This is a genomic window from Thiorhodococcus mannitoliphagus (genome assembly GCF_010915725.1).
GTDB classification, from domain to species: Bacteria; Pseudomonadota; Gammaproteobacteria; order Chromatiales; family Chromatiaceae; genus Thiorhodococcus; species Thiorhodococcus mannitoliphagus.
This window is the reverse complement of record NZ_JAAIJR010000173.1, coordinates 1-9502: the sequence shown is the minus strand read 5'-3', so window position 1 is coordinate 9502 and position 9502 is coordinate 1. Positions and strand designations below refer to the sequence as shown.

Sequence of the window (9502 nt, the reverse complement as noted above, 5' to 3'; positions counted from 1 at the left end):
GCAGCAAGACGTCCACGCCAAGATCCTTGCCCTGAACCTCGCCAGCATGGTTCGAGGACTCGCCCAGGTGCTCGCAATCCGCCGCCACGCCGCGCGCAAGCATGCCTATCACGTCCGCTGGACCAGCAGCCTCTCGACCATGAAGCACACCCTGGTTCGACTACTGATCGGCACCTTACATCCTCCAACCACCCTGCTGACGCAGGCCGTCCTCACGCTTTCCGATGCCGTCGAGGCGGTACGGCCAGACCGACAATTTCCACGCCGCAATCCCGGCAAGCTCAAGCCTGGATTCCACCCGGCTTACTGCCGGGCGGCTTAAGTCCATGGCATTGCATCACCGCTGTGATCATTTGCTTGCGGCCGCTGAAACTCAGCTTCAAACCGGGGCTTGGCCGAGCATGGTTGCGGCAGCCGAGGGCCTTATTGCGGCCATGCTCGAGCATTTTCGCGTCGAAGAGGAACAGCTCTTTCCGCAGTTGGCTGAGGTCTTTCAGGCCGCCGCTAGCCCGATCGAGGTGATGTGCTCGGAGCATGCGCAGATGCGCGCACTCCTCGAGGATCTCGGCGCGGCCGTGGAAGCGCACGACCAGGGAGCCTGCACTGGCATCTTGGAGACACTGCATTTTCTGGTGCAGCAGCACAACTACAAGGAGGAGACCGTGCTCTACCCGATGGCGGACGGTGCCCTGCGCGAGGCGGGGGTGCGGATCGCGGCGCAGCTCTCGGCGGAGTAGGGCATGGCCCCTCGGGTCCTGGACGTCCGTCGGCTTGCGCTGCCCGAGCCGCTCGAGCAAGTGCTCGATGCCTTGGCCGATCTGCCGCGCACCGAGCGGCTTTGGGTCCTGCACAGGCGCGAGCCCTTTCCGCTCTATGACCTGCTCAGGCGCATGGGCTACGGCTGGCGCACAGAGGGTGCCGACGAGCGCTTTGAGATTCTGATCTGGGCGAGCGAGTATCCGCCCACGCAGGACGAACTCTCCGGCGGCATGCCATGCTGAATGCCGCCGGTTTGAGCTTGGACCAGGCGCCGCCCATCCAGGTGCCCTTCTCCTTCTTTCGCCTGGCACCTCTCTTTGCGCTGCTCGCCGGGGCCGTCTTGCTGTGGGATGGCGAGGTCGTGCTGGTCTCGCGCTGGTTGGCGCCCGCGCTTGCCGTGACCCACTTGCTGGCCCTGGGCTTTCTGACCCAGGTCATGTGCGGGGCGCTCTTTCAGATGCTTCCAGTGCTCGCGGGCGCGCCGGTGCCTCAGGTGGTCTGGGTCGGGCGGGTGACTCAGCTGACGCTGGTGCTGGGGTGCCTGGCGCTGAGCTGGGGACTCTACTCAGGCGGCAGGGCCTCACTGATGCTGGGCGGCTCGCTGTTGGGTCTGGGGCTCACGACCTTCGTGGTCGCGGTGGGTATTGCGCTGACGCGGGCGCGCGGCGTGCCGCAGACGCTGCGGGCCATGCGTTTTGCGCTCGCCGGTTTGGTCATGGCCCTGGTCCTCGGGCTGGTGCTGCTCGCAGGGATGCTGGGAGCGCGGATCACGGGCCTCGCGGGATGGGTCGATCTGCACCTGAGCTGGGCCTTGCTCGGCTGGGTTGGGATGCTGATCATCGGCGTTGGCTATCAGGTGGTGCCCATGTTCCATGTGACGCCGGCCTATCCGAGATGGTTTACGCGCATGGCAGCCCCTCTGGTGCTGGCGGCACTGGTCGCCTCGACGGGATTGGTGGCGTTGGGTAAAGCGGGTCTCGCGGGCTGGGCGCTGTTGCCAGCCGTCCTCGTACTGGCGGCCTTCGCCATGGTCACGGTCAATTTACAGCGCCGCCGTGAGCGCCCGCGGGTCGATACCACCTTGCTCTATTGGTGGTCGTCGATGGGGCTGATCCTGATCTCGGCTGGCCTCTGGGTGCTTGATGGACCGGCGGAGCTGCTTGGTGTCCTGCTGCTGGTGGGGGTTGGCGTGGGGCTGCCGACAGGGATGCTTTTGAAGATCATGTCCTTTCTCAGCTGGTTCCATCTGCAGCATCCTCAGGTGGTCGCGCGCCGCTTCGATGTTCGGTTCCCCCATATGCAGGTCTTCATGCCGGAGGGGCTCGCCAGGATTCAATTCGCTGTCTTCACCCTCATGCTTGTGCTGCTGACGCTGGCCGGCCTCTCATCGGGGTCGCCTTGGGGCGCTTACTTGGCGCGCGGCGGTGGTGCTGCAGTCATGGCGGGGGCGTTGCTGCTGGTTTGGATGCAATGGGGCTGCTATCGGACCTACCAGAGTATCAGCCGGCAGCTGGGCTGAGGTTGTTCCAGCGATGGCGTTCTGTGAGGCGCGCGAGCAGGATGTCGACGAGCCCAGGGTGATCGCCGACCAGGGGTGAGATGCGGACCTCGAGGCCGGGATGACACGCCGAGACGCGCCGGCAGATGTCCCGGATGTCGCCTTCGGGGCCGGCGTGCCGGCCGGCGGAGAGAAAGAGCATGGAGAGTGTGACGGGCGCTGTGGCATCCTCTTCAGCAAGCCGTCCGAGCAGGTCTTCCAGCAGGGGGCCGTTGAAGTCGTACGCCGCACCTTCGCGGCGCTCCATCACGGCCTGCTCAAGGCGAACCTCCTCTTCCAAGCGTTCCTGCAACCGCTCGCCTAGCCAGTGGCGCACGGCCGTGACCTCCGGGATGGGTGATCCATGATCGACGAGAATCGCGCGGCCTGTCTTCATGCCCCGCAACTCGCCACCGCTCATCAGGTTGTCGTAGAGGATGTCGACGAGCCTCGGCTCACCCGTCGGCAAGGGGCAGAGCGCTGGGGCGACTTGCAGCGAAAAGGCGCCGCAGTCATTGGCGACGCGTGCGGCCGTTTCAGGAACGAATTGGCTGAGAGCCCGACTCGGGCCGAAAAAGAGGGGTATCAAGACCAAGGCTTGGTGGCCTTGACGCACTAGACGAGCGAGCGCGGGAGCCAGGGTCTCTGCTGGCTGGCCGCCGAGCAGGTCGGCGGGGATGCGGTCGGAATGCAGGAGGGAGACGGGATCGACCTGTGTGCCGGCGCGCTGGGAAAGGGTCGCCGCCAGCCGCCTGAGATTGAGCGTCGACTCGGGCCGCTTGGAGCCGTTGTCTGCGAGGATGAAGGTCGGCATGGCCTATCGCGATCGGTCGGTGGCCGGTTTCGAGGCCGGTGCGGCCCAGCTTCCTGGGTTCAGTGTGACCGCGACACTGGTCTTTGGCTGGGGCCGTCCCTCTGGGCGTGTACTGATCCAGGCCGCGACGGCGGTGAGAATGGCGCCGACCAGCAAGCCCAGGCGCCAGTCGGGCGTGAAGAGGAGCAGCCAAAGTGCGAGGCTGCCCGTCATGCCGAGGACGGCGGCCTTCTTGCCTGTTCGACAGATCTCGCCGCGCTCGAGGAATCCTCGGATGGACTCACCGAACCTCGGGTGGCCGACCAAGAACTTGACCCGATGCGGGCGACTGCGCAGCCACAGCCAGGCGGCGCAGATCCAGAAGACGGTGGTCGGCATCAGCGGCAGCAGGATGCCGACGAAGCCGAGTCCGAAACACATCCATGCAAGGATGTTGTAGAGGTGGTGTCGGCGTTGATCCACGCCTGGGGCATCAAGCTGGGCTCGTTGCGCGCTGGGCTCCATTTCTGACCTCCGTCTCAGGTTGTCTGGTGAAGGCATGACTCGGCTCTACGCTTTCGGCAATCACCTAAGGCGTTGCATGATAGCTGAACCCAGGGCGCAAATTGTTGTTGTCCTGATGAGGAAATTGGATGCCTTAGGGTGGCCCTAACGCGCGCTCAACGGTGGATGCCATGGTCAGCGAGCCACTGGGTGTCGAGCTGCCAATCGACCGTGTCGACACCAGGCTGCGCGAGTATCAAGCCCATGGCGCGTTTCTGATGATCGATGAGGTCCTGCTGGGCGGCGATCATCTCGGGGTCGTCTTGGGCCTTGCCGGCCAGCTTGGGGTTAATGATTTCGAGAAAGCGAATGGCCGGGATGTCGAAGGACCTTGGTGTCGAGATGATGGCGGTCCCGTTGTCTAAGCTCCGGACACGGAACTGATAGGGATAGTCGACGAGCGTCGGGTCTGAGGTCAGAACCTCGTCGAGTTCCCAGACCTTGGGTTGCCAGGCTGACTGAATCCAGAAAAATAGCCCGATGACGACGGCCAGGCCGAGTAAAATGCTGTAGTTTCGTGTAAAACGATCCATGCGTGGTCTCTTGAGGCTCGGGTGAGAAATTAAGGTTAGGGGCGCAAGCTGCCGATAAGATATGCAATGATCACGTGAAACCGCCTGAAAACCCATGAAGAATGTCAATTTCTTGCCCGACGGAGTGAACTCGCGGCCATGCAGCATAAAGATAAGCAGTTGCTCCTAGCCGGCGTGGCCGGTGTTGTCGAAGAGGTCTACGGAAAAGCGGCCGCCGGGCGCTTGGAGTCGGTATTGAGCGAGCGGCTGGGTCCACAGGTTGAATCATTCATGCAGAAATCTCATCCCATCCTCGGCACCCATGCGAGCGTTCTCATCGCGGACTTGCGTGGTTTCTCTGCCCTGATGGAGTCGCTTCCGCCGATTCAGATGGCGGATATGCTGAATCGGTTCTTTTCGCTGATGTCACAGGTCGTCGAGCGGCACGGCGGCGTCATCGATAAGTTCATGGGCGACTCGGTAATGGCCTTGTTCGGGGCGCCGGTAAGACGCCCGGATGATCTGCTGCGCGCGCTGACCTGCGCGGTCGAGATGCAGCAAACGATGGCCGACCTCAACCGGCATAGCGAGGCGAAGGGAGAGCCCAGGCTCTATGCGGGTATTGCCGTCAGCGCCGGCGAGGTCATGGCCGGCAGCTTTGGCTCCAACCTCTATCGCGAATATACGGTCATCGGCGCGCCGGTGAATCTGGCGGCGAGAATGGAATCCTATGCTCTGCGCGGACAGATCCTACTGAGCGAGCAGACCTACCAGGCCGCACGTGAATATATCGAGGTCGGCGCGATCAATGAGGTGATGGTCAAGGGCAGATCGACACCGGTCAAGATTTTCGAGCTGAAAGCGGTCACCCAACCCAAGGTGCTGGCAGTCCCCTCGATCGAGGTTCGCAAGTCCCCGCGTATCCTGGTCGATTTCCCGGTGGTGTTTCGCCGCGTTGAGGACAAGCACATTCGTGGCGAGCGCTATGTCGGCAAGGTGAACGACTTGGGCTACTTCGGGATGAGCGCCGACCTTCCCATGATTCTCCCGACTTACTCCGAGATCTTCATGTCCTTGTCGCCCGAGCTTGGGTCCGACAAGCCGGTCGAGGTCTATGCGCGCGTCCTAAGGTCTCGAGGGAACAAGGGCGGTTTCCGGACCAATCTACAGTTCACGGCCATCGATACGCCTGGCCACCAGAAGGTCAAGCAGTACGTGGATTTCGTGCTCTGGGGGAAGTAGCGCGTCTTCACTTGGAGAGGGTTTCGACGCGCGATTGGGCGCCTTTGATCGAAATCGCCTAAGGTCGCTCAAGTGCTCTGAGAAGCCGCGCGATTCGTTGCTCCAGCCAGTAGACCGGGCGCCATGGCCGATTGCCTGAGACGAATCCCACGTGACCGCCGTGCGCCGCGATCTCCAAGGTCACACCAGGACCGAGTTCATGCTCCCAGGGTAGGGTGGTCGCGAACATGAAGGGATCATCTGCGGCCTGGATGATCAGGGTGGGAGTGTCAATGTGCGGCAGATACTGTCGGCAGCTCGCTTGGCTGTAATAGTCGAAGACACCCTTGAATCCGTTCAGCGGCGCCGTGATCCGCTCGTCGAAGGTGTTGAAGTCCTTAACCTTTGTCAGGTCGATGCTCAGCGGAAAAGGACGCTCCGCGAACTTGCGCCTCAGGGCGGCCTTGAGCTTGCGCAGCAGGTAGCCGCGGTAGAGGCGGGAGGCGCCGAGGTCCAGACGCAGCATGGCGTCGCGCAGTACGAAGGGGGTCGAGACCGCCACTGCGGCAGCTAGGCGCGGCTGCTGCGTCTCGCCCAGGTATTTGAGCAGCAGATTGGCGCCCAGGGAGAAGCCGACGGCGGCGATCGGCTCCCCCGCGCGATCCGCACTGAGGGCATCCAGCACCTCGGCAAGGTCCTCACTGGCGCCTGAGTGGTAGGCGCGATCCAAACGATTGGGCTCCTGCGAGCACCCGCGCAGATGCATAAAAATCGGCTGGAATCCCTCTCGATCCAAGGTCTCGATCAGGTTTCCAGCGTAGTGCGAGCTGAGGTTCCCCTCGAGCCCATGCAAAATGAGCACGCGAGGTCCCGGGCGGCGTCCAACCGCGAGGTCGATGAAGTCGCCGTCACTGAGTTCGATACGCCGAGCGTCGAGATTCGGCTTGGGGCGACGCCTGATCAAGGCTGGCCAAAGGGTCTGTAAATGCGGTCCTGGAAGCCACCAGGCGGGCTTGAAGTTGCTCTCTGTGATACGTCCCATGATGTGGCTTGCGGTCAGAATTTGCTGAACTGGCGGGTCTCGCCGAGCGCTGTCAGGTCCACCAAGGCTCGATTGAGGGCGCACCCCCTTGTCCCCTATACTGCCGGCTTTTGCAAGCGGCTGTCTCAGCCGGCTCGATTTCAGGAAGGTAATCCGATGCGGAGAATTCTTACGGCTTTGATCTCGGTGGCCCTCTGCGGCCCCGCATCGACGGCTATGGCAGATGATCTGCTTCAGATCTACGACATGGCGGTCGTGAGCGACCCAAGTCTGCGCGAGGCCGAGCAGGTTCTTTTCGCGACACGCGAGGTCAAGCCTCAGGCGCTCGCGCTCTTGCTGCCGAACTTGAGTGTCCAGGGTGATGTCGACTACCAAGATGTCGATACCAATGGTCAATCCAGCAGCGGCAGTTTTAGCTACCGCCAAGACTTCACGACGCGCAGTGTGCAGGCGGTCGTGAGTCAGTCTGTCTACAATCGCGCCAACTGGATGACGTTGAAGAAGTCGGACAACGTCATCGCCCAGGCGGAAGCTCAGTACCGTAACGCCCAGATCGATCTCATGGTTCGGACCACGGAGGCCTATTTCACCGTGCTGCGCGCTGCCGATGCGGTGACGGTGCAGGAGGCTTTGCTGCGTGCCAACGAGCGCCAGCTCGAGCAGTCCAAGCAGCGCTTCGAGGTGGGTCTGGTAGCAATTACCGACGTCAACGAGAGTCAGGCGGCCTATGACCGTGCGCGCGCCGAGCTGATTAGCGCCAAGAACTTGCTCGACAATGCCTGGGAGTCGCTCCGCACCATCATCGGTCCGGTTCAGGTGCCCTTGGCGCGCCTGGGGGAGAAGCTCCCTTTGGCGCCGCCGGCGCCCAATGACATCATGGCTTGGGCCGATGCGGCGCTGCGCGGCAACTACGGAATCCTCGCCGCGACTGAGGCGACGACGGCGGCTAAGCGCGACATCCAGATCGAGCGGTCCGGCTACTATCCCACGGTCGATCTTCAGGCGGGCTACGATGTTTCGCGCACGGGCGCGGAGATCGGCTCGGATACGGATACAGGCTTCGTCGGGCTGAGCCTGAACGTGCCGATCTTCCAGGGCGGCGCCGTGGCCTCGCGCACGCGCGAGGCGGGCTACCGCTTCAGAGCATCCCAGGACCAGCTCGATCAGGTGCGTCGTCAGGTCGATCAGCAGGTGAAAGATGCCTTCCGTGGCATCCTCTCGAGCATTGAGGACGTGAAAGCGAGGCAGGCCTCGATCGTCTCGGCCCGCTCTGCGCTCGAGTCGACCCAGGCCGGCCTCGAGGTCGGTACCCGGACGCAGGTCGATGTGCTCAATGCCCAGCGTAATCTCTTCCAGGCCGAGTTCGATTACCTCAGCTCGCGCTACGACTACTTCATCAACGGGGTGAAGTTGCACCAGGCCACGAGCACGCTCACGCGTGACATCCTGGCCAAGGGCAACGCCTGGCTGATCCCCAGCGATGTCGTGCAGCCGCCGGCCGATTGACCATGTCGGGAAACAGTTTCGGCAAGGCCTTCGTCGTCACCACCTTCGGTGAGAGCCACGGCGCCGCGCTCGGTGGGGTCGTTGACGGCTGTCCGCCCGGACTTGAGCTGACCGAGGCGGATCTGCAGGGCGATCTGGACCGGCGCAAGCCGGGGCAGTCGCGCCACACCACGCAGCGACGCGAATCCGATCGGGTCGAGATCCTCTCCGGGGTGTTCGAGGGACGGACCACTGGAACCCCAATCGGGCTCTTGATTCGTAACGAGGACCAACGCTCCAAGGACTACTCCGAAATCGCGACGCGCTACCGCCCTGGTCACGCCGACTACAGCTACGACCAGAAGTACGGCGTGCGGGACTATCGCGGCGGTGGACGCTCCTCGGCTCGCGAGACAGCCATGCGGGTCGCGGCCGGGGCCATTGCCAAGAAGTATCTCGCCGAGCGCTGCGGGATCCTGATCCGGGGGCATCTTGCTCAGCTCGGCCCCATCCGGCCGCAAGGATTCGACTGGGATCTGGTCGAGACCAACCCCTTCTTCTGGCCCTGCGCCCAGACGTTGGCTGATCTCGAGACTTACATGGATGCGCTGCGTAAGGAGGGCGACTCCATCGGCGCGGCAGTGACCGTGGTGGCTTCGGGTGTGCCGACGGGGCTGGGCGAGCCCATCTTCGACCGCTTGGATGCGGATATCGCGCATGCCTTGATGAGCATCAACGCCGTGAAAGGTGTCGAGATCGGGGCGGGATTCGCCTCCGTGGAGCAAAAAGGCACCCAACACCGTGATGAGATGACACCTGAAGGTTTTCTCTCGAACAACGCTGGAGGCGTGCTTGGCGGGATCTCCTCGGGGCAGGACATCCTTGCCCGCATTGCGCTCAAGCCGACCTCGAGCATTCGTCTGCCCGGACGCAGTATCGACAGCGCTGGCGCGGCAGCCGAGGTGATCACGACCGGACGGCACGATCCCTGCGTCGGCATCCGCGCGACGCCGATCGCCGAGGCCATGCTGGCAATGGTCCTGATGGATCATCTGCTGCGACATCGCGGCCAGAATGCAGAGGTCTCGCCGCCGACCGGCGCCATTCCTGCGACCGTGAAAGGCTAGCGGACCTCGGGCGGGGACTTGCTGCTGAAATGCGCGCGCCAGAATTCGACATCGACAACGGCCAGGAATAGCGGAATGTCCGGCATTGGTCATCACTCTGGCCATAGCAACGGCATCACCTCGTAGGGTGGAACGCGCAGCGGTTCCGCCGTCGGCGTTGCAGTTGGCGTCCCCGGCGGATCGCCCTGCGGGCATCCGCCCTACTGGCCAGGCAAGCCATTGTTTTTCTCGATGTCCTTCGCGACTGCGCGATTCCTCCTGGCAATCACCCTCGCTTTCGGACGCTGATCATCGGGCCGCCCCGTCGGTCGAGTAGGCACTGTGCATCCTTCAGGTAACGCGAGGTGGGAGCGGCGCCCCCCCCCGCTAGCGCCGCCCTGGCCGCGCGGCGCCCCGCCCCCCCACCCCCGGCGGAAATAGCCCTTGAAAAGGTTGGGAAACCCCGAACAACCCCCCATTTTT

General features: G+C 63.2%; 10 protein-coding genes and 1 pseudogene. 7 read left to right on the top strand and 4 right to left on the bottom strand.

Annotated features, from left to right (window positions below; genetic code table 11):
* From G3480_RS23620 to G3480_RS23605, 4 genes and pseudogenes are all read left to right on the top strand, one after another.
* Positions 1–322: pseudogene (locus tag G3480_RS23620) on the top strand (IS4 family transposase); the annotation flags it as partial.
* Positions 323–326: 4 nt separating this feature from the next.
* Entirely contained in the window at positions 327–737 is a 411-nt protein-coding gene (locus G3480_RS23615) for a hemerythrin domain-containing protein (protein WP_164656684.1), read from the top strand.
* 3 nt (positions 738–740) lie between these two features.
* Complete coding sequence (locus G3480_RS23610) at positions 741–1001, top strand: DUF2249 domain-containing protein (protein ID WP_164656682.1); 261 nt, start codon at positions 741–743, stop codon at positions 999–1001.
* Positions 995–2278, top strand: coding sequence for a hypothetical protein (locus G3480_RS23605; protein WP_164656680.1), 1284 nt, complete (start codon positions 995–997; stop codon positions 2276–2278). The genes G3480_RS23610 and G3480_RS23605 overlap by 7 nt, the downstream gene beginning before the upstream one ends.
* Here the strand turns inward: G3480_RS23605 and G3480_RS23600 are convergent.
* From G3480_RS23600 to G3480_RS23590, 3 genes are all read right to left on the bottom strand, one after another.
* Positions 2259–3110 carry a sirohydrochlorin chelatase gene (locus G3480_RS23600; protein WP_164656679.1) on the bottom strand — a complete coding sequence of 284 codons (852 nt, stop codon included), beginning with the start codon at positions 3108–3110 and terminating at the stop codon, positions 2259–2261. The genes G3480_RS23605 and G3480_RS23600 overlap by 20 nt on opposite strands.
* Before the next feature lie 3 nt (positions 3111–3113).
* Positions 3114–3614, bottom strand: coding sequence for a YbaN family protein (locus G3480_RS23595; protein ID WP_164656677.1), 501 nt, complete (start codon positions 3612–3614; stop codon positions 3114–3116).
* Positions 3615–3769: 155 nt separating this feature from the next.
* Entirely contained in the window at positions 3770–4186 is a 417-nt protein-coding gene (locus G3480_RS23590) for a hypothetical protein (RefSeq protein WP_164656675.1), read from the bottom strand.
* A 138-nt stretch (positions 4187–4324) separates the two neighbouring features.
* Here G3480_RS23590 and G3480_RS23585 point away from each other — a divergent pair, with 138 nt between their 5' ends.
* Entirely contained in the window at positions 4325–5407 is a 1083-nt protein-coding gene (locus tag G3480_RS23585) for an adenylate/guanylate cyclase domain-containing protein (RefSeq protein WP_164656674.1), read from the top strand.
* A gap of 58 nt (positions 5408–5465) precedes the next feature.
* On the opposite strand, the gene G3480_RS23580 is transcribed toward G3480_RS23585, so the two are convergent.
* Entirely contained in the window at positions 5466–6428 is a 963-nt protein-coding gene (locus tag G3480_RS23580; RefSeq protein ID WP_164656673.1) for a hydrolase, read from the bottom strand.
* Between the two features lie 156 nt (positions 6429–6584).
* Between G3480_RS23580 and G3480_RS23575 the strand changes: the two genes are divergently transcribed.
* Both G3480_RS23575 and aroC read left to right on the top strand, forming a co-directional pair.
* A complete protein-coding gene (locus tag G3480_RS23575) occupies positions 6585–7934 on the top strand; it encodes a TolC family outer membrane protein (protein WP_164656670.1) in 1350 nt (449 codons plus the stop codon).
* Between the two features lie 2 nt (positions 7935–7936).
* Positions 7937–9040, top strand: coding sequence for a chorismate synthase (gene aroC / locus G3480_RS23570; protein ID WP_164656668.1), 1104 nt, complete (start codon positions 7937–7939; stop codon positions 9038–9040).
* Positions 9041–9502 lie beyond the last annotated feature (462 nt).

Excerpts from the sequence above, each read along its gene's own strand:
- G3480_RS23605 (WP_164656680.1), top strand. The coding sequence starts at position 995 with ATGCTGAATGCCGCCGGTTTGAGCTTGGACCAGGCGCCGCCCATCCAG.
- G3480_RS23575 (WP_164656670.1), top strand. The coding sequence starts at position 6,585 with ATGCGGAGAATTCTTACGGCTTTGATCTCGGTGGCCCTCTGCGGCCCC.
- G3480_RS23615 (WP_164656684.1), top strand. The coding sequence starts at position 327 with ATGGCATTGCATCACCGCTGTGATCATTTGCTTGCGGCCGCTGAAACT.
- G3480_RS23585 (WP_164656674.1), top strand. The coding sequence starts at position 4,325 with ATGCAGCATAAAGATAAGCAGTTGCTCCTAGCCGGCGTGGCCGGTGTT.
- aroC (WP_164656668.1), top strand. The coding sequence starts at position 7,937 with ATGTCGGGAAACAGTTTCGGCAAGGCCTTCGTCGTCACCACCTTCGGT.
- G3480_RS23595 (WP_164656677.1), bottom strand. The coding sequence starts at position 3,614 with ATGGAGCCCAGCGCGCAACGAGCCCAGCTTGATGCCCCAGGCGTGGAT.
- G3480_RS23590 (WP_164656675.1), bottom strand. The coding sequence starts at position 4,186 with ATGGATCGTTTTACACGAAACTACAGCATTTTACTCGGCCTGGCCGTC.
- G3480_RS23600 (WP_164656679.1), bottom strand. The coding sequence starts at position 3,110 with ATGCCGACCTTCATCCTCGCAGACAACGGCTCCAAGCGGCCCGAGTCG.
- G3480_RS23580 (WP_164656673.1), bottom strand. The coding sequence starts at position 6,428 with ATGGGACGTATCACAGAGAGCAACTTCAAGCCCGCCTGGTGGCTTCCA.
- G3480_RS23610 (WP_164656682.1), top strand. The coding sequence starts at position 741 with ATGGCCCCTCGGGTCCTGGACGTCCGTCGGCTTGCGCTGCCCGAGCCG.